Origin of the sequence: Thalassobacterium maritimum (assembly GCF_031127805.1) — a bacterium.
Taxonomy (GTDB): Bacteria; Verrucomicrobiota; Verrucomicrobiia; order Opitutales; family Coraliomargaritaceae; genus Thalassobacterium; species Thalassobacterium maritimum.
Map to the genome: position 1 here is coordinate 19,664 of NZ_JARXHW010000042.1, position 19,294 is coordinate 38,957.

Annotated in this window: 20 protein-coding genes; 3 read left to right on the forward strand and 17 right to left on the reverse strand. The window is 51.0% G+C overall.

The window, feature by feature from the left end; genetic code table 11:
* Positions 1-26 precede the first annotated feature (26 nt).
* The 3 genes from QEH52_RS15045 to QEH52_RS15055 form a co-directional block, all read right to left on the reverse strand.
* Entirely contained in the window at positions 27-404 is a 378-nt protein-coding gene (locus tag QEH52_RS15045) for a hypothetical protein (protein ID WP_308951547.1), read from the reverse strand.
* 14 nt (positions 405-418) lie between these two features.
* Positions 419-1,384: a 16S rRNA (cytosine(1402)-N(4))-methyltransferase RsmH gene (gene rsmH / locus QEH52_RS15050; RefSeq protein WP_308951548.1), complete on the reverse strand. Its 966-nt coding sequence runs from the start codon at positions 1,382-1,384 to the stop codon at positions 419-421.
* 114 nt (positions 1,385-1,498) lie between these two features.
* On the reverse strand, positions 1,499-1,960 hold the full coding sequence (locus tag QEH52_RS15055; RefSeq protein ID WP_308951550.1) for a division/cell wall cluster transcriptional repressor MraZ: 462 nt from the start codon (positions 1,958-1,960) through the stop codon (positions 1,499-1,501).
* Positions 1,961-2,263: 303 nt separating this feature from the next.
* Here QEH52_RS15055 and metF point away from each other — a divergent pair, with 303 nt between their 5' ends.
* From metF to QEH52_RS15070, 3 genes are all read left to right on the forward strand, one after another.
* Positions 2,264-3,157 (forward strand): methylenetetrahydrofolate reductase [NAD(P)H], encoded by an 894-nt coding sequence (gene metF, locus QEH52_RS15060; RefSeq protein ID WP_308951552.1) that lies wholly within the window; start codon positions 2,264-2,266, stop codon positions 3,155-3,157.
* A 3-nt stretch (positions 3,158-3,160) separates the two neighbouring features.
* Positions 3,161-3,463, forward strand: a complete 303-nt coding sequence (locus QEH52_RS15065; RefSeq protein ID WP_308951554.1) for a DUF971 domain-containing protein — start codon at positions 3,161-3,163, stop codon at positions 3,461-3,463.
* Positions 3,464-3,569: 106 nt separating this feature from the next.
* Complete coding sequence (locus QEH52_RS15070; RefSeq protein ID WP_308951556.1) at positions 3,570-4,439, forward strand: UDP-2,3-diacylglucosamine diphosphatase; 870 nt, start codon at positions 3,570-3,572, stop codon at positions 4,437-4,439.
* 123 nt (positions 4,440-4,562) lie between these two features.
* Here the strand turns inward: QEH52_RS15070 and QEH52_RS15075 are convergent, their stop codons facing one another.
* The 14 genes from QEH52_RS15075 to QEH52_RS15140 all read right to left on the reverse strand — a co-directional run bounded on the left by QEH52_RS15075 (position 4,563) and on the right by QEH52_RS15140 (position 19,057).
* A complete protein-coding gene (locus QEH52_RS15075; RefSeq protein WP_308951558.1) occupies positions 4,563-6,197 on the reverse strand; it encodes a putative Na+/H+ antiporter in 1,635 nt (544 codons plus the stop codon).
* 44 nt (positions 6,198-6,241) lie between these two features.
* The gene (gene mnhG / locus QEH52_RS15080) at positions 6,242-6,568 is read right to left on the reverse strand and encodes a monovalent cation/H(+) antiporter subunit G (protein ID WP_308951560.1); all 327 of its coding nucleotides are present in this window, start codon (positions 6,566-6,568) and stop codon (positions 6,242-6,244) included.
* A complete protein-coding gene (locus QEH52_RS15085; protein WP_308951562.1) occupies positions 6,565-6,873 on the reverse strand; it encodes an MrpF/PhaF family protein in 309 nt (102 codons plus the stop codon). The genes mnhG and QEH52_RS15085 overlap by 4 nt, the downstream gene beginning before the upstream one ends.
* Entirely contained in the window at positions 6,845-7,171 is a 327-nt protein-coding gene (locus QEH52_RS15090; protein WP_308951564.1) for a Na+/H+ antiporter subunit E, read from the reverse strand. Before QEH52_RS15090 ends, QEH52_RS15085 begins: the two co-directional genes overlap by 29 nt.
* On the reverse strand, positions 7,168-8,685 hold the full coding sequence (locus QEH52_RS15095) for a proton-conducting transporter transmembrane domain-containing protein (protein ID WP_308951565.1): 1,518 nt from the start codon (positions 8,683-8,685) through the stop codon (positions 7,168-7,170). Before QEH52_RS15095 ends, QEH52_RS15090 begins: the two co-directional genes overlap by 4 nt.
* Positions 8,682-9,029, reverse strand: a complete 348-nt coding sequence (locus QEH52_RS15100) for an NADH-quinone oxidoreductase subunit K (protein WP_308951566.1) — start codon at positions 9,027-9,029, stop codon at positions 8,682-8,684. Before QEH52_RS15100 ends, QEH52_RS15095 begins: the two co-directional genes overlap by 4 nt.
* On the reverse strand, positions 9,029-9,475 hold the full coding sequence (locus QEH52_RS15105; protein WP_308951568.1) for an MnhB domain-containing protein: 447 nt from the start codon (positions 9,473-9,475) through the stop codon (positions 9,029-9,031). Before QEH52_RS15105 ends, QEH52_RS15100 begins: the two co-directional genes overlap by 1 nt.
* Positions 9,472-11,808 carry a putative monovalent cation/H+ antiporter subunit A gene (locus QEH52_RS15110; protein WP_308951569.1) on the reverse strand — a complete coding sequence of 779 codons (2,337 nt, stop codon included), beginning with the start codon at positions 11,806-11,808 and terminating at the stop codon, positions 9,472-9,474. Before QEH52_RS15110 ends, QEH52_RS15105 begins: the two co-directional genes overlap by 4 nt.
* 92 nt (positions 11,809-11,900) lie before the next feature.
* The gene (locus tag QEH52_RS15115; protein ID WP_308951570.1) at positions 11,901-12,446 is read right to left on the reverse strand and encodes a hypothetical protein; all 546 of its coding nucleotides are present in this window, start codon (positions 12,444-12,446) and stop codon (positions 11,901-11,903) included.
* A gap of 86 nt (positions 12,447-12,532) precedes the next feature.
* Complete coding sequence (locus QEH52_RS15120; RefSeq protein WP_308951572.1) at positions 12,533-15,187, reverse strand: hybrid sensor histidine kinase/response regulator; 2,655 nt, start codon at positions 15,185-15,187, stop codon at positions 12,533-12,535.
* Positions 15,188-15,191: 4 nt separating this feature from the next.
* Positions 15,192-15,833, reverse strand: coding sequence for a hypothetical protein (locus QEH52_RS15125; protein ID WP_308951574.1), 642 nt, complete (start codon positions 15,831-15,833; stop codon positions 15,192-15,194).
* 126 nt (positions 15,834-15,959) lie between these two features.
* Complete coding sequence (gene ahcY / locus QEH52_RS15130; protein ID WP_308951575.1) at positions 15,960-17,405, reverse strand: adenosylhomocysteinase; 1,446 nt, start codon at positions 17,403-17,405, stop codon at positions 15,960-15,962.
* A gap of 47 nt (positions 17,406-17,452) precedes the next feature.
* Positions 17,453-18,616, reverse strand: coding sequence for a methionine adenosyltransferase (gene metK, locus QEH52_RS15135; RefSeq protein WP_308951576.1), 1,164 nt, complete (start codon positions 18,614-18,616; stop codon positions 17,453-17,455).
* A gap of 78 nt (positions 18,617-18,694) precedes the next feature.
* A complete protein-coding gene (locus tag QEH52_RS15140; protein ID WP_308951577.1) occupies positions 18,695-19,057 on the reverse strand; it encodes a helix-turn-helix transcriptional regulator in 363 nt (120 codons plus the stop codon).
* Positions 19,058-19,294: the final 237 nt, after the last annotated feature.

Here is a 19,294-nt window from a genome sequence, read left to right on the forward strand (position 1 = left end):
TGAAACAATATATGCAGGGTTAGTGATTAACGGGAGCTATCGAAATCTAGCAACGCGAGATCCATAGAAACTTCATAAGGCTGTGCCACCGCATAGGTACGCCCAGTCGCCAATTGTTGCTCTTGCACAAACACAACTTGATCCTCCACGGAAGGACGCAACACACCCGCGACTTTACTCTGTAGCACCACTGGTTGATGATAACTAGCAATCCGCTCATCCAAGTAACGTAACTTGCGAGAAGTCTCTGCCAACTGAGATTCAAGTTGCTTACTATTCTGAGCAGTACGCGAAATCTGTTGCTGCATCCACACGATCGCGAAGGCACTACCAAGCGTCACTACGACCATTGAAAAGATGAGTGCGATTACATGCTTACGAGCTTTAGGAGATAATTTTAACATAACTTGAACAACATTTAAGAGATTTTACGCACTGCGCGTAAACGCGCACTACGGCTGCGAGGATTATTGGAAATTTCGGCTTCGCTCGGACTAATAGGCCGAGTGGAAATCATTTTAGCGCGAACTTCGCGCTCATCTTGGGTGCGGCTATCGTGAGAGTGCTCAGGCCGTCCGGCCATTTTGCGACAAAATCGTTTAACGATGCGGTCTTCCAGTGAATGAAAACTAATCGCCGCGAGTACACCTCCGGGTAAGAGGCGATCGAACGCGGCTGGCAAACCGCGCTCGATCGCACTCAACTCATTATTTATCTCAACCCTAATACCTTGAAAAGTGCGTGTGGCCGGATGCACCGATTTGCGTCCACGAGGCGTGGGCCCCACTGCGTCGCTGATCAATGCCGCCAAAGATTGTGTGCGCTGCAAAGCGCCGGTACCGCGTGCATCCATGATCGCCTTAACCACGCGCCGCACGCGTGGCTCTTCACCATAATTACGCACAGCACGCACAAGTGCCTCCTCTTCGGCCGTTTCTAGAAATTCAGCAGCACTGATCCCCTCATTCGGGTTCATACGCATATCCACAAGCGCATCATAACGAAAAGAAAAACCGCGTTCCCGGGTGTCCAATTGAAAAGAAGACAGGCCGAAATCGAAGAGTATCCCGTGAAAACCACTTTCATCGAGATCGCCCAGATCACCGAAGTTAATATGGTGCAGGCGGAAACGATCTCCGAACTCCGCCTTTAAGGCCTCTGCACGTGGCAATGCTGCAGGGTCGCGGTCTAATGCCACGACAGTCACGTCGTCGGCCGCTTCTAACATCGCGCGGGTATGTCCCCCACCTCCAAAAGTTCCATCCAAGAGTTTAACGCCTGTACGTGGGGCAAGCAGTTCCAACGTCTCTTGAAGCAAGACGGGAACATGGCCACTCACGGTGGTGGGCGTTAAAGCATCATCGGAGGAAGAAGAGGAAGACATTGATTAAATTATGCGGTGTAGAAGATTGGTATGAAGTGGAAGACAGGCTGGAGCGCTTTACTCGGGCGATATTCTTGAAGGGACTATGCATGTCTAGAGGGCGCATCGTTCAAATTAGAAACCGAAGTCTTTCGCGATATCGGCCAAGTCGTCACTAGCTTCATCCTCGGCCATTAATTGATCATACAGGGCTTCGTCGTAGATCATGAATTTAGACGCTTCACCCAACAAGACGACCGATTTACTCAACCCGGCGTGCTTGATCAGCTTTTCGCTCAAATTAATGCGCCCCTGGCGATCAAAGGAAAAGTTCTGGGCCATCGACATCACACGACGAATCGCGCGCTGGCCGTCCTTATTCCCCATACTGATTTGCGAGAAACGCTCGTAAAGCTGCTCGATCATACGAGGCGGATACACAGTCACCGACTTTTCTGTCAGACTCGGCAAAGCAAGAAAATTGTTCGCATCAGAATCAAGCTCAGGGCGCCACTGCGAAGGGATGGTGAGACGTCCTTTGTCGTCCACACTATGACGATACTCGCCAAAAAATTTCCCTGTGTTATTTGCGCTCATTCCTTCCTATTCAATCCATTTCACCCCATTTCGCCCCACTTTGCCCCACCAGTCAAGCTAGTTCTTGGGTATTTTCTCTTGAAAAATATTGCAAATAAGCGAGTTAAGTAACTTCGAACACCCCAAATAATCGATCCATCCATCCACCAGAAATTCGCATAAACGAACCAAGAATCGCGAAAATCGCCCCCTCACAAATCACTTTCAGCCAATAATCCCACAGCCACCTCAGAGAAAAACATTTTGAGCGACTGACAGAATTACACTTTACATATCATCATATCATCATAACTTGATGCGTTTATGCCAAAACTCTCTCTCCAGCAGCGCCTACAAACCGGGGCCCCACTCTTTTCAATTGAATTTTTCCCACCCAAAACAGATGCGTCGGCCGAGCAACTGCTACGCACAGCTGAAGCCTTAAAGCTCTACTCCCCCGACTTCGCCTCCATCACCTATGGAGCGGGGGGCAGCACACGTAGTCGCACCTTGAAATACGCGCGCCATCTGCGTGAAGACTATGGCTATGAGGTCATGCCACACCTGACCTGCGTCGGCCACTCTCGTGACGAGCTACGCGGCATCATCGCTGAGTTTCGCGCGGCGGGGCTGGGGCAGATCATGGCCCTACGCGGAGACCCCCCAAAAGGGGAAAGCAACTTCCAGCCACACCCCGACGGCCTGCATTACGCCAACGAATTGGTCAGCCTGATCCATGAAAGCTACCCGGAGTGCACCGTCGGCGTCGCAGGCTACCCGGAAATACATCCCGAAGCGCCCTCCTCAGAGGACGACCTAAGCAACTTAAAGCGCAAAGTAGACAGCGGCGCCCACTTCGTAACTACGCAGCTCTTTTTTGACAACAACAAGTATTTCGACTTCGTCGATCGCGCACGGCAGGCCCAAATCGAGATCCCAATTTTGCCGGGACTGATGTGCATCACATCACGTGAGCAAGCACTTCGCTTCTGCGACATGTGCGGCACCACCATTCCCGCCGAGCTCGACGAACAACTCAGCGCTGCGGGCGATGACTCAGCCGCCGTGGAAGCGGTCGGCACCAATTGGGTCTTCCAACAAGCACGCGAGTTACTTGAACGCGGCGCCCCCGGCATCCACCTCTACATTCTTAATCGAAAAGGCCCTGCGGTCGAACTGATGGAGAAGCTGAAAGAAGCCGGTTTTTACCAAGGATAAAGCATGAAGCCCAAAGACATTCAATTGATCGGCAGCGAGCTTGCGGTCATCTGGGAAGATGGCAGCGAGAGCTACTATCCGGCGGAATTTCTGCGTAAACACTCTCCTAGTGCTCAAAACAAGGGCGAGGTCGACATATTGGGAAATCAATATGGAGGCGACGGCCCCAAAGAATTCCCAGGCGTCACGATTACCGGCTGGGATTTTCAGGGTAATTATGCCTTTCGCCCCATGTTTAGCGACGGACATGGCAGCGGTTTGTTTAGCTGGGAATACCTCAAAGAGCTGGAAAAGGAGTTACAGTAGGGTCACAAAAGTTACGGCAGCGCAACATCTCACTCGCGCCGCCTAATACCTTTGACTCCAATCACTTCCGAGCTCAATAGGGTCGAGCGATTTAACTTAAATCGCTATGAAAAAAACGACTCTTTCCTACAAAACGATCATCCTCTCGGACGTGCACTTGGGCACCGAAGATTGCAAGATCGACGAGGTCAACCACTTCCTCAAGCACACCCACTGCGAGAAACTGGTGCTTAACGGCGACATCATCGATGGCTGGAGCCTCGCCCGCCATGGCGGTTGGAACGAGAAGCACACACGCTTTATACGGCTGGTGCTTAAAAAACTAGAAAAACGCAATACCGAGGTCATTTACCTGCGCGGGAATCACGACGACATTCTAACACGCTTCCTGCCTCTTTTTTTTGGTAAACTTCGCATCGTCAACGAACACATTCACGAAGGAGCCAAAGGTAGCTATTTAGTCGTACACGGCGATGGCTTCGATGCCGTCACGATGAATCACAAGTGGCTCGCAATTCTGGGCGACATCGGCTACCAGAGCCTACTCAAACTGAACCGCGTGTATAACAAGTATCGCGCTTGGCGTGGCAAAGAATATTTCTCGCTCAGCAAGGCCATCAAAGCACGCGTAAAATCAGCCGTCAGCTTTGTAGGTAAATATGAGGAACAATTACAAAGCTTCGCGGAAAAACGCAACTGCGCTGGCATAATCTGCGGGCACATCCACACGCCCGACAATAAAATGATCGGCGACACACACTATCTAAACTCGGGCGATTGGGTGGAATCACTCACCGCGCTGGTTGAGTATGACGATGGGCGCTTCGAAATCATCGATTACAAAGAATTCTGCAGACGCTTGGATGAAAAGACCCGGCTCAAGGCCCTCCAGAAGCTAGATGCAGGCGAGATCGATCTCGCCCCCGTTGAAGAAGATGACCTAGAGCTCAATATGCCACTCCCCTTTGCCTCGTAACAGCGCGCCGACTCCTCCGGCGAGTAGCAATAATGGCTTATCGGCGGAGAAGCACACAGCGGGCTATTTTATCGTGCAGGCCCTGCTTGCGGTTGGTCCAGCCTACCATCATAAACCTGTAATTTAGTGAGGAATCACCATGAACATAGTCGCCATCACCAGTGTTGGAAAGAGAGCTGCCAGCAGCAACTTCAAGGGCGATATACCGCCCTTGAAATACTTATTTAAAATGCTCTGTCCCGCGGGGTTCGGCGCGTTGGCAATCACAGTCAATCCGCCACCGGTAACCGCCCCTGCGACTACGGCGTATTCCAGACCTTGGGCATTTGAAAGCGCATTACCCGCTTTGGTGACCCAGTGATCCGCCACCATCATGTCGGGACTAAAGGCCGGCACTTGTGAGGCTAAGAAGGTAATTGCAGCATTATCATTAAAAGCAGTCAAAATAGTCGCCCCGATAAAGAGTGGCACTTCGGCCAACGAGCTCAAGACGGGTGAAATCCACCAGCCTTGCAGGCCACCATGGGTCACGAGACCCGCCAGGAAAAAGCCCACTAACAACGGTGACTTCAGCTGGATGTCATATTGATGGTGATGGGTGGCCATCGTAAAGGCCAGGAAGAAGAGAAAGCCGCCGATAAAGAAAGCAGGATGGTGCAGTGTCAGCACAGTCCAAGCAACAAAGCCCAAATGCACTAAAACAATCCACATTGGAGCTGGCTCCGGCTGAGGCTCCGAGCCACGTGAAGCCGCGATCTCATTGGCACGCTCCTTCATCGCTGCGAAGTTTTTTCTAAAGATAAAGAAATACACTGTGCTCGCTAGCACTACTCCGAGAATCGCACGCCAGCCAAAGTGAGTGAACATATAAGGTAAATTCCAATGCCATGTATCCGCAACCATCAGCACAGGTGGCGCAGCAAAGTGCGTCAACGTGCCTCCGACTGAGATATTCACAAAGAGCAGACCCAGTGTCGCATATTTGAATTTAGTCGACGGCTCCAACAAATAGAACTGTTGACCAAGTAAGAGCGCCGCAATGGTCATAGCAGCCGGCTCGGTAATAAATGAGCCCAACAACGGGGCCACAATTAAGATAGAAAGCCACCAAGCAGCGGGGCTCTGCTTACCAATCGAAGCCACGCCGCGCATTGCAGTCTCCGCGATCTGAATGACGGGGCGGCTGGATGCAATCGCCATGATAATGACAACGAAGACGGGCTCGGTATAGTTCCGTGTATCCACATAATAAGCGGCTACACTCAGGCCATTGTGCTCCATCAGTGCAAGCGACAGGAACAGTGGAAGGAGCCAAATACCAAAGATCGCTTCCACCTCGCCCAAAAAGTGGAAGAGAGTCGCCTTAAAGCTCACAGGCTCCTTGCCTTCCACATAAACTTTATTGTTCGACTTCATTTTGGCTCGGTGTGCCAGCTCGAAATCGTGGGCCATTTTGTTAAATGTAGTGGCCAAGAATGTGTGAACCACAGCCAAGAAGAAAATGACTGTTGCCACAATATTGAATGGGTCCGCCTTTGCGCGAATTTTCAATTGATCGATCAGGCCCAGTTCGTGCCCAGACTCTTCTGCATAGTGCGCTTCCATCTCGGCATAGGCTGTTTCCGGGATCGGGAATACAATATCTTCCCCGTGTCCCCCGCCACCACCCGCGCTAGCGTGTAGCTGGTTGGTAGCGCATGCCCCAAGTAAAAATAATATGCATACTCGAAAGTAAAAGACGGCATTGGTAGCTTTCATCGCCCACAGAAACAATGCGCGACGAGACCCAATGCAAGCACTATTTACTCGGCCTCATCCTCAGCTAATTGATCGTGCCCAGTCTTCGACCAGAGAGTAACGCCTCGGCGATAGGCCGCTTGTGCAATGGTCTGCGCAGCGACAGGCGTCGTTAGGTAAAAGAACACGATGATCAAACTAGCCGTTACGATCGCACGCACACTTCCAAAATGGATCGCCGCACTCATTAATAGCAGACAGGCCCCAAAAGCGCCTGCCTTCGTCGCGGCATGCATGCGTGTGTAAAAGTCCGGAAATCGAATGACTCCCAATGCAGCCACAAATGCAAAAAACGCCCCCAGCACCAGTAGTATAGCAACGATCCAACTCATTGTTCGCCTCCTTTTCCTAAATAGCGTGCAAATGCAACCGTGCCAATAAAGCTCACAATCGCGATCGCAAAGGCAGCATCCAAGAGCACTGGTTGCTCAAATTGAATCGCAAACATCACGATAATACAGAGGCAAATGCCTCCAATCAAATCCAGCGCAACCACTCGATCAAAAGCAGTCGGCCCCTTCACGATACGCAACAATGCCAGTGCAAATGCAGCGATTAACAAGACCGACGACACCAAACCGGCCAGCGCCAGTGGCATGCCTAATTCCTCAAAACACATTGCGAACTCGCTTTCCATAAGTATCTGAAAGTTCCGCACTCAGAGCCGCGAGATCTTCCTCGAGGTACATCGCGTGTAGGTATAGCTTATCCTTATTATCGGAAAAACTGATCCCAAGTGTGCCGGGAGTCATGGTAATGAAATTGGCCATAAAAAGTAGCTGTCGGTCGCTCATACCCGTCACATCCACTGCAATAATGCCTGGATTCATATGATGCGTCGGCGTCAATACGTCGTAAGCGACACGCAGGTTAGACTTAACCACTTCCTCAATATAGAAGAAAATAAAGCCTATAAAATGAATGATCCGCTTCATGGCAGCACCTCCGTGTTAGGTTGTAAGACAGCGGAGATATACTCGTGCGGGCTCAACAATTGAGCCGCCGCTCGCTCCGCATAGTTGAAGAGTGGCTCACCAAACAAGCCGATCGCCACGGTTGAAATGGCTAAAACCGCAATGGGTGCCACCATGTAAGAGAGTCGTCCAACTGGGTTTGGCAAGGGGCCTGCGCCCACGCCCTCAGGTTGTTGCTTCCAAAAGGCTTCGCCCCAAATCTTCGTCATCGAATACAAAGTCAACACACCCACCAATAAGGCAGCCGCGACCGACCACCAGCTCTCGATCTCAATACCGGATTTCACCAGAGCGAATTTCGCCCAGAACCCGGATAGTGGTGGAATGCCCCCAAGCGAGAAAGCAGGAATAAAGAAAAGAAAAGCCAACCATGGAGCCGACTTACACAGCCCGCCCACTTTGGCCAAGTCACAACTACCCTTTAGGCGAATCACCACCCCACTCACGAGAAAGAGGTTCGTCTTCACTATGATATGGTGCACGAGATAAAAGATCGCTGCGGCCAAGGCCAAGGGCGTCATAAAAGCCAAACCTAAAATCATGTACCCGATCTGACTCACAATATGGAAGGAGAGAATACGACGCATATCAAAATGCGAAGCGGCTCCAAACACCCCCGTGACCATAGTGAGTATCGCCAATACCAGAATTAAAGGCTGCACTTCGGGAAAGATCGGCACAAACATCAAGGTGTATGAGCGAAACAGTGCATACACCCCCACCTTGGTTAGCAAACCAGCAAAAACGGCCGAAACGGCGGACGGTGGCGTATGATACGAGGCCGGCAGCCAAAAGAAGAATGGGAAAATACCAGCTTTCAGCCCGAAAGACACCAGAAGTAGCATGGAGCTACTAATCACCCAATTGACATCTTCAGCCACGCTTAGATTATGCGCGAGGTCTGCCATATTCAGCGTGCCAGTCTTGCCGTAAATAATGCCGGCACCTGCCAAAAACATCACTGAAGACAGTAAATTCAGACATACGTATTTGAGGCCGCCTTCCAGCTCACCCTTCTCACCCCCCATCGAGATCAACACGAAGGAAGCGATCAGCATAATCTCAAACCAAACGTAGAGATTAAATAAATCCCCTGTCAGAAACGCTCCATTCACCCCGAAGAGTAAAATCAAATAGAGCGGGAAAAAGAATTTCTTGAGACGCGCCTCATCAATCTCAGCCAGTGCGTAAAGTGCAACCGCAGCTCCCATAAAGGAAGACACTGCTACCATGATCGCGCTAAAGCGGTCGGCCACCAGGCTGATACCAAAGGGAGCCTGCCAGTCGCCCACTTGAATCACGACGAATTCCGCCTGATCGACCACATAGACGAGGTAGAGAGAAAGTGCAAAAGTCACGCTGGAAAAAACAATCCCTCCCGCTCGCTGCAGAGCGAGTGAGCGATGTCCCAGCAAGAGGCAAACAGCCCCGACTAGCGGCAAAAGCAATGTAAGTAGTAAGCTGTATTCGTTCACGTATCCGTGTTGTTAAAAGCGTTAATATCGTCGTCACCTACGGCTTCGTGAGCACGTGTGACCAATGCCAGCAGGAAAGCTGTTAGTCCGAAACCAATCACGATCGCGGTCAACACCATCGCCTGTGGTAACGGATCGCCAAAGGGTGCGGGCGGCGCGACACCATCGGGCGGCACCAAGGCAGGACGGCCTGCCAACAAGCCTCCAGTGGTAAAGACCAGTAAGTTGGCCCCTTGCGAGATCAACACCACGCCGATGACCAACTTAACAATGCTGCGACGCATCAAGCAATACGTGCCTGCGGCAAAGAGAACGCCCACTAAAACTGCGATCAGACTTTCCATTATTCTTCGTGCTCCTCTATTTCAGTATAAGCGAGCTCTGAGAGACTAAAAGTGGTGTGTAGCGCAAAGCCGATCACCACCATATAGACGCCCACATCAAAAACCAGCGGAGTGCCCAAGTGCACCTTACCAATCAAAGGCAAAGCAAAGCCAGGCAACCATTCACTCGTCATAAAAGGTGCTCCGCGCAGTAAACTTGGCATTCCGCTTACCACAGCCACTAGCAGGCCCAGCGCCATCAGCTTTACTGGCTCGATGCGCAAGAGCTCTTTCGCGCGTTCCATAGAATCGCCCAAGCCTACAAGAATGAATGCAGTCGCCGCCAAAAGGCCGCCAATAAAGCCTCCACCTGGCAAATTGTGCCCACGATACAACACGATCAGCGAAAGAATTAGCAGCGCTGGAAATAACAAACGGCTGGCCTGATTTAAGATAAAATATTTCATGAGCGCTTGCCCTTCCCTTTAATTCCGGTCTTTACCAGCGCGGCGATACCGAGCGCAGCCACTGTCACCACGACGATCTCCCCCATCGTATCCAAAGCCCGAAAATCAACTAGAATGACGTTCACCACGTTTTTCCCCTTAGCTTCAGGGTAACTCATCTCGGCTAACTGACCGGAAATGGCATGATCGAACTGAATATTCACCGCTTTGAGTAAGAGTATAGTAATGAGTCCACCAAATGCCGTCGCCATCAGGCCATCACGTAAGCGCGTATAACGACTAGAAATCGTTTTCAGCGGAGGCAGGCGCAGTACGACAAACATAAACAGCACCACTGTTAAAGTTTCCACCAACAATTGGGTAATGGCCAAATCGGGCGCACCATAATAGGCAAAAATCAGCGCCACACCAAAACCGACCACTCCCAAGGCGACAAGCACCGTGATGTAAGAACGCCCCGTCACGGCGACCAAGGCCGCAATAATCATAATGACCACAAGACCAATCATCAACAAATCATAGGACGCCCAATCAACAGTGAAATGAAGGCCGCCAAAACTAACGATTGCCCAAGTCAGGAAACCAACCGTCGTCATCACAATCAAAAACACATAATCGTGTAAACGACCTGTTTGTAACCAACGCGTTTGTGCTTTCGAGAACCCAATCGTCGCATTAAAAATCCGCTCATACATGGCTTCCGGGCCATAAGGGCGGATCGTTTTCAAGACAGCATCCGAAATCGCCCAGAAGCGAGCACGGTTCAAAAAGACAAAAAATCCGCCCAATACCGTCACCCCGCTCAAAAGTAACGGCAAATTCGGACGCACGAGGTTCCAAAGCGCGAGGTCCAAATGATGAATTTCCGTGCCTTGAATAGCCGCCAATGCAGGAGCCACCATAAATTCAGTCACCCAAAAGGGCACAATACCGATCGCCAAACCAGCGAATGCCAGCACAATAGGCCCCAGCCACATGGCCACCGGCGCTTCGTGCGGCTTTTTAGGTAAAGCCTCATGGTTCGGCTTGCCCCAGAAAGGGCCAACCCCCGCCTTTAAGGCCAGTCCCATCATAATTAAATTACCGACCAGAGCGACCACAAGGAAGATCAGCTCAACACCGTTCAGTTTCACCCCCGCCTTATAAATCAGCTCTTTTCCGATGAAGCCAAAAAATGGAGGCAAGCCAGACATCGAGAGTGCTGCCAGCCCCCCGGCCAAGGCGGAGATGGGCATCAACTTTCTCAAGCCACGTAATACGGTGACATCACGGGTGCCAGTTTCGTGGTCGATCGAGCCGACCACCATAAAGAGTGTCGCCTTATAAAGTGCATGTCCGATCAAGAAGACCACCATCGCTTTAATAGCATACTCCGAGCCCAGCCCTAAGAGCATAGTCAAGACACCAAGCACCCCGAGTGTCGTATAAGCGAGGATCGATTTTACATCCTTTTGGAACAGCCCCAAAAACATAGCTAAGAGCAATGTCAAACTGCCAAAGATTGCTAAAGTATACTCCCAGAACCCACTGCCACTAAAGGCAGGGTTCAAGCGTGCCATCAAGTAAATGCCCGCCTTGACCATGGTCGCGGAGTGCAAATAAGCACTCACCGGTGTCGGTCCTGCCATCGCATTGGGCAACCAGAAATGAAAAGGCACCTGGGCACTCTTAGTAAAAGTGCCTCCCAAAATTAAAACGACAATTGCAGTGAACCAAGGGTTCGCTTGCAGCAGATCTCCCATACCGGTGATCTCGGACAAGGAGTAACTCCCCGTGACCGTGCCGATCAACAAAAAGCCCGCCAGCATCGCCATCGCGCCCAAGCCCGTCACCAACAGAGCCTGCAGCGCCTTCCAGCGAGTTTCCTTTTGCTCGTGATTGAAACCAATCAAAAGATAAGAGCTAATACTGGTTAACTCCCAAAAAACAAAGACGAGGATCAAGTTATCCGAAATCACCAAGCCCAACATCGCCCCCATAAATGCCAGGAGATACAGGAAAAAGCGCCCCAACTGCGGATGCCCATGCATATAACCGCCCGCATATATCACAATAAAGCCGCCGATACCAGAGACCAACAAAGCCATCAGCAGCGACAAACCATCTAAACGTAGACTAAAAGACGTATCTAGCGCGGAGAACCAATCGACTTGATAGATCAGCGCTTCGCCGGCCTCAATCATCCCCGCCTGAGAAATCAACATTACGAAGACGGAAAACGGAGCGAGTGCGAGCAGCCATCCTGCACGGTCACCTAAATAACGCACCAAGGTCGGTGCGAGGCAGGCCGTTAAAAAGATAATGGCTAAGCTCAGAATGAGAATGGTAGGCATATTCAATTAGGAATTTGCGCCTACCATCCAAACAACTCACTTAGGTTCAAGCCTAAGCGGACATTTTTTTGCAAAAAAGCAAAGTTCGATTCTTATTTCGACCCAGCCTTCTGGATCGGAAGCTCGCCGTCGGAGTGATTTCGGCGAAATTGATAACGATTCAAATCCCGCAGCGAGACCTTTTCCGCCATATCACGAAACTGCTCCGCATCTTGCAGCATCATATAGTAAAGCTGTTTGTCCGCCACCAATCGTGCACGCTCATCCATATCGATGCCCGCTTTTTTGTGCAGGTCCGCCATCTGATCGTTCCAGCGCGCCATGTCGAAACTGATCTCTTTTCGCTCGAAACTCTTTTTCTCGAACATCTTTTTATCCTTGCCCTCGGTCATTGCGATCGGGGCACGCTTCGTGCCGACCGATGAATAGTGCTTATCCCAATGCTCGATCGGAAAAGACTTATTCATCAGAGAGTTCGTCTGTGTATTGGACCACATCTGTTTTTCAACGCGCTGGCTCTCAATAGAATCGGCGCGACGTTTCAAAAAGCCAAGTGTGCGCGAATTTGCATCCACATCGGCCAGCAATACAAAAAATGCGAGGACGTAGCAAAAAGGTAATGGGGATCGGATATTCATAGGGGAACCAAAAAACAACTTACTTGCATAGCCCCGGCCCGTCCCCAAATCAAGTGTTAAGACATGCTCAAATGCATCCTCACTCATTATCCAGCGGAGTCCCGCGCCCCGCGACTTGCCTCAAAACGTTCTAGTGCCTCTTGCAATGCAGGCCCCAGTAATGGCTTGGTGACATAATCATTCATCCCAGCCGATAAGCAGCGCTCACGATCGGCTTCCATCGCATGCGCGGTGACAGCTATAATATGTATGCCGCCCCGCAGCCCCAACTCACGCTCCTGCGCTCGAATCAATCGCGCCGCCTCATAGCCCTCCATGACAGGCATTTGACAGTCCATTAGAACTAAGTCATAGCCACCAGCGGCTACAGATTCGACCGCCAATTTGCCATTTTCGACGACATCCACCGTGCAGCCCAATTTCTTAAGCTGCAACTGGGTCACACGCTGATTCACCTTATTATCCTCAGCCAACAAGACATGATATCCTAAATGTGCTCCTGCCGGATGCTTCACGACCGGCTTATTCGCCGCTTCTAAAGGTTGAATATGACCGCTCAAAGCCCGCAGGCAATTATAGAAGCGCTCTTGACGCACTGGCTTCTGCAAGCACTCCATAATTCCCGCTGCCTTTAATTCACTGCGTGGCACATCAGAGGCCAACGAGGTCAACATAATCAGAGGCAATCGGTTTAATTGAGGAGAGTTTAGAATATTTCGCGCCAAGCTGAGGCCATCCATATCCGGCATATGCATATCTAAGATCCCAGCTTGGAAAGCAGGCACAGTCTCATCTTCGAGCAATTCAAGCGCCTCACGGGCCGAAGCCGTCGCATGCACATCCACGCCCCAGTTTTTCAACTGTATACTCAATACGTCGCGATTGGTCTGATTGTCATCCACCACCAACATTCGTAAGCCTCGCAAATCATTACGCTGAGGCGTCCGCACTGGCGCCTCCCCCGCCAAAGAATGCCAAGGTATTTCAAACCAAATAGAAGTGCCCCGCCCGGGCTGGCTATCGAGCCCAATCTCCCCGTCCATCAGATGGATCAAACGCTGACAAATCGCGAGCCCCAGTCCCGTGCCTCCATATTCGCGGGTGGTCGAACCGTCCGCCTGTGTAAAGGCCTGAAACAGTCGGCTTTGCACTTGGGGCGTAATGCCAATCCCAGTATCATTCACTTCGAAACGCAGCGATTTGTCTCCTTCCAAGTCGGAACAGATAAGCTTCAAAACGACTTCCCCCACGCTGGTAAACTTGATCGCATTGCCCAGCAAGTTGATCAACACCTGCCTTAATCGCACAGGATCGCCGAATATCCATCGAGGCATGCTAGGCTCCATCACTCCGATCAGTTCCAAGCCTTTCGATTGCGCCGGCTCCGCCATCACTCCCAGTGTTTCTTCAAGCAAATCACGCAAATCGATGGCGACCGCCTCCACTTCTAATTTGCCGGCTTCGATCTTAGAAAAGTCCAAGATATCATTAAGTATAGTTAGCAACGACTCTGCACTTTGCTTCACAGTTTGCGCGTAATCTCTCTGCTCCTCACTCAGATCAGTATCGAGTAAATGATGCACCATACCAATCACACCATTCATAGGCGTGCGAATCTCGTGGCTCATATTTGCCAAAAACTCTGATTTTAAGCGGGCTGACTCCAAAGCAGCTGACTCAGCTTGCTTGAGATTAGTCACATCCAAATAGCTACACAGTACTCCTTCAACCGTACCTTGATCACCTCGTAAAGGTGCGAGGTTCAGCGCAAGCCAGCGCTCTTCGCCCGCGTCACCACTGCCTTGCCGTATGACATTCGAAACCTCGCGTCCCTCATTCAGCACTGAGGCTTGCAACTGCTCAAAATGCTCACGATGCCCATCTGCGACCGGCAATTCATTCAGCATCCGTCCAACAGCAGCCTGATCATCAATCTGCATATCAGCCAAAAAATGCTGATTGGAGCCCTGAACCTGTCCTTCGCGACTGGTCCAAGCAATGCCTTGAGGCAGTACGTTCAACACTGTCCGCAATAATCGCTCCGATTGACCAGCGAGCTCTTGGCTCTGTTCCAATTCCAAAGTCCTTTCAGTCACGCGCGCTTCAATCTCCCGATTAGTCAGCTCTAACTCCGCCTGTCGCTCCGCCGACACGCACATTTCATTGTGAGTTAGCCGAATCGATCGCACCAAAAACCAGCACTCAAAAACCACCCAAGCCACATGCTCAAGCGGACGCCAAATCGGCGCGCTCAAAACTCCGAAAATTGACTCCGGCCAATAGACACCACGAATCAAGTGGTCGAGGTAAGTGACCAAGACTCCCGTAAGCAACACTTTCGGATCTCGATAAAATGCAATAAAAGCCAATGAGCCAAATATATGAAAGTGCGTCTCAATGCGCCCCCCACTTAGATGGATCAAAAGCGCGCCCATCAACATCTGAGCCACTGCAATCATGTGCCGAGTCATCGTCGCCCCCGGCCGTTTCCACGCACACCAACAAGGGTAAGCGGTAATCAAACCGCCTAAAAAAAACGCCGCCCACACATGTATGTGCACAGAAGCCTGGCTCCCCGCCCACGTGCGAGGCGAGATCACCAAAGCCGCAACAACTCCAGCCAACCATTGAAAACACATCAGCTTCATAAAAAGCCGATCTGTATAAACATAAATGCGTTGAGACTGCTCAGCAAACAGTGTCTGTGTGCGCTCGGAGCGATTACATTGCTTCTCACTCATGATTTCACATTTGAGAAGTTGTAGTGAATTCGCCCCCGCCACACAAAACATCATTCAGCGGACAACCAAACACCGCCGTTTCCGACACAGTCTCCCTCCCCATTGATAACTGTTGGATCGCAAGCCGCCCCATGTTATCGCCATAATGCCCGCGCGAAGCCGTAATGCCCCCATGGAATAAGAGCTCGCCCTGAGCTCCATAGACTAAAGTCGCCCCAGAAACCTCTGCGCCAAAACGTCTGGCCTCCATTGCATTGACATCTAATTCGACACTCACATTCGGAATCCGCTTTGCCTGCGCCCACAGACTACTGTGCACCCACTCCATCGACTGCCCCTTGGGACTGATAAATAAAACTCGTGCCGACAAGCCCTGCTGACAATTACGCATCAAAACAGCCAATTCCCCAAGACTTGCCCTCGAACACGGGCACCGTGGATGCACAAACATCAGCAACTGCACCCCCTCCGCCGCCGGCAAGGAACTATGCTCCGGCCAGAAATCAGGCACTGAAGAAAAACCACCCGCACGCTGACTATAAACCCAGAGCGCGGAGATTCCCCAAATGACTAAAACTAGCCACAACAAAGCAATAAAAACATTACGAAAACTCTCACGCATACGACCCCAATCATCTAATTTCACAGACAATTAGCAACCATAATACCCCAGCACTCAATTCCTACCATAAGTCAAGTAAGCAAGCGACTCACACAAAAAAGCGCCCCCGTATAGAACAGGGGCGCTTTGGGGCAAATAATCAACCAAAGTCTAATAGCGGTAGTGCTCAGGCTTGTAAGGGCCTTCGGGCTTCACGCCAATATAGCTCGCTTGCTTTTCACTCAGTTGGGTCAACTTACAACCGATTTTCTCAAGGTGCAGACGCGCCACTTCTTCATCGATGTGTTTAGGTAAGATATAGACACCCGGCGTATATTTTTCGACCTGCTTCCAAAGTTCGATCTGAGCCAACGCTTGGTTCGTAAAGCTGTTCGACATCACGAAGGACGGATGCCCCGTTGCGCAACCGAGATTCACTAGACGGCCCTTGGCCAGCAAGTAGATGCTGTGTCCATCAGGGAAAGTGTATTTATCCACAGCACCTTCATGATCGGGCTTGATCGATTCGACATCGACACCGGGCATGTCATTGAGCGCGTCCACGCCAATTTCATTATCAAAGTGGCCGATATTACAAACGATCGCCTGATCCTTCATCTTCGACATATGATCGGCCGTGATGATGCCATAATTTCCAGTGGTAGTGACATAAATGTCGCCCCACCCGAGGGTGTCCTCGACAGTCAATACGCGGTAGCCTTCCATCGCAGCTTGCAAGGCACAGATAGGGTCCACTTCAGTGACCACAACTTGCGCCCCCATGCCCTTAAGCGCAGCTGCACAGCCTTTGCCCACGTCACCATAGCCACAAACCACGCCGACCTTACCGGCCACCATCACATCAGTGGCACGCTTGATACCGTCGAGCAAAGACTCACGACAGCCGTAGAGGTTGTCGAACTTTGACTTTGTGACCGAATCGTTCACGTTAATTGCCGGCACAAGCAACTTGCCCGCGTTGTGCATTTCGTAGAGACGGTGCACCCCCGTGGTAGTTTCTTCCGAAACGCCCTTCCAGTCTTTCACAACGTTGTGCCAATGCGCAGGCTTGTCCGCATGGATCTTCTTAAGCAAGCGCTTGATCACTTCCTCCTCCAAGCTGCCCGACTCGGAGTCAACCCAGTCACTGCCATCTTCGAGTTCGTAGCCCTTATGGATAAGAAGCGTCGCATCACCACCGTCATCGACAATCAACTGCGGCCCCGAACCATCGGGCCATGTCAGCGCGTTCTCCGTGCACCACCAGTATTCTTCCAGAGTTTCGCCCTTCCAAGCGAAGACGGGCACGCCGAGGTTCTTCGCAACATAAGCCGCGGCGTGATCTTGCGTCGAATAAATATTGCAAGAGCACCAACGCACATCAGCCCCCAGCGCTTGCAGTGTCTCAATCAGCACCGCAGTCTGAATCGTCATGTGCAGCGAGCCCATCACACGCACGCCCTTCAACGGCTGTTCCTTAGCATACTTCTCACGCGTAGCCATGAGGCCTGGCATTTCAAATTGTGCGATTTCAACTTCCTTACGACCGAAGTCCGCAAGGCTAATGTCCTTTACCTTATAGTCGGCTCCGGTCTGTGTCTGTGTATCTGTGCTCATGTAAATTATATCTAATTCCTAATTCCTAATTCTTAATTCCTAATTCTCTACAACGCGGCTTTCAGTTCGTCAGCTTTCGCGATCGACTCCCAAGGCAGGTTCTCCTTAGCGAAGTGACCATAGTGTGTGGATTCACGATAGATCGGACGCAATAGGTCCAACTGACTGACGATATCCGCTGGCTTAAAGCTAAAGACGCGTTGTGCTGCCTCCGCGATCTTAACATCGTCGACCACTCCAGTGCCAAAAGTATCCACGTGGATGCTAGTCGGATATGGATAACCGATCGCATAGGCGACTTCGAGTTCACACACTTCAGCCAGCCCCGCAGCGACAATGTTCTTCGCCACCCAACGAGTGAAATAGGCCGCAGAGCGATCCACCTTCGAAGGGTCCTTGCCGGAAAAAGCACCGCCGCCATGACGCGCCCAGCCTCCATAGGTATCCACGATGATTTTACGTCCGGTTAAACCAGCGTCTCCCTGAGGCCCACCGATCACAAAATTACCGGTCGGGTTGATCAAATACTCCGTCTGATCGGTCAACAGCTCAGCTGGCAACACTTTGCGAATAACCTCTTCGATGCAAAACTCACGAATCTGTGCATGCTTCATCTCGGCAGCGTGTTGAGTCGAAATTACAACATTTTTGATCGCAACCGGCTTACCATCGACATACTCCAACGCCACTTGACTCTTCACGTCGGGGCGCAACCAATCGACCTTTACCTCTTTGCGCTGACGAGCGATCTCCCGCAATAGGCGGTGTGCATACATCACAGGCGCAGGCATCAACTCGGGCGTTTGCTTGCATGCATAACCAAACATTATGCCTTGGTCCCCGGCTCCTTGCTCTGCGGTATCCTTACCCGCGGCCTCAGCCGCATCGACTCCCTGCGCAATATCCGATGACTGCGCTGTTAGAATATTAGAAACAAAGACTTTATCAGCATGAAATACGTCGTCGTCATTCACATAACCGATTTCACGAATCGCCTCACGCACGATCTCATCATAGTTAAGCTTCGCGTTGGTAGAGATTTCCCCCGCGAGAAAGACACAGTTGCTTTTAACCAAAGTCTCACACGCCACACGGCTCTTGGGGTCCTGCTCCAGACACGCATCCAGCACGCTATCAGAAATGTAATCAGCTACTTTATCGGGATGGCCTTCGCCGACCGATTCGGAGGAAAAGATGAAATTTTTGCTCATAAAGCGCGCAGCTAATCGCGCTTTTAACAAAAAAGCAAGGCTTACATCAACATATCAGGATAAATTGATATGTAAATTTCAAATCTCCGAACCATGCTCTCCGACCTTCCAATTCTCCAAAGCTTTAAAGTCCTCTAAGGCCTCAGCCGTCCCATCGGCAGACTGCTCCCAATCCAATAGGTCCTGTAAAGATCGATGCGCCTGCAAGGCATGCGGCAATGGCACATCACCAACAATCAAATACTGATTCTGGCGCCCCACCTTACTGCGCCGCAAGTAACCTCCCTCTTCCAGCTCAGCCACAATACGCTGCACCGCGCGCTCTGTAATCCCCACCGCCAAAGCAACCTGACGCAGGGGTTGATCAGGATGGGCCTGCAAGTAAAACATCACATGCGCATGATTCGTAAAAAAATCCCAACGAGGTTCACCAGATTTCATTCACCTAAGCTAGAGCTTCTACAACAAGTATAAAGCACGAAGTTCGCTTCGCCTTTTTCTTTCAAGCGCCCTCCAATAAGCACCGCAAATCACAATGTGAAATTATTTTCATTTTCTCTGAAACATCGCTTGACATAAGTAATTCGATTTCTACTGTCCGTGCTTTCCCAACTTTTTGGGGTAGTAGCTCAGTTGGTTAGAGCGCCTGCCTGTCACGCAGGAGGCCGCGAGTTCAAG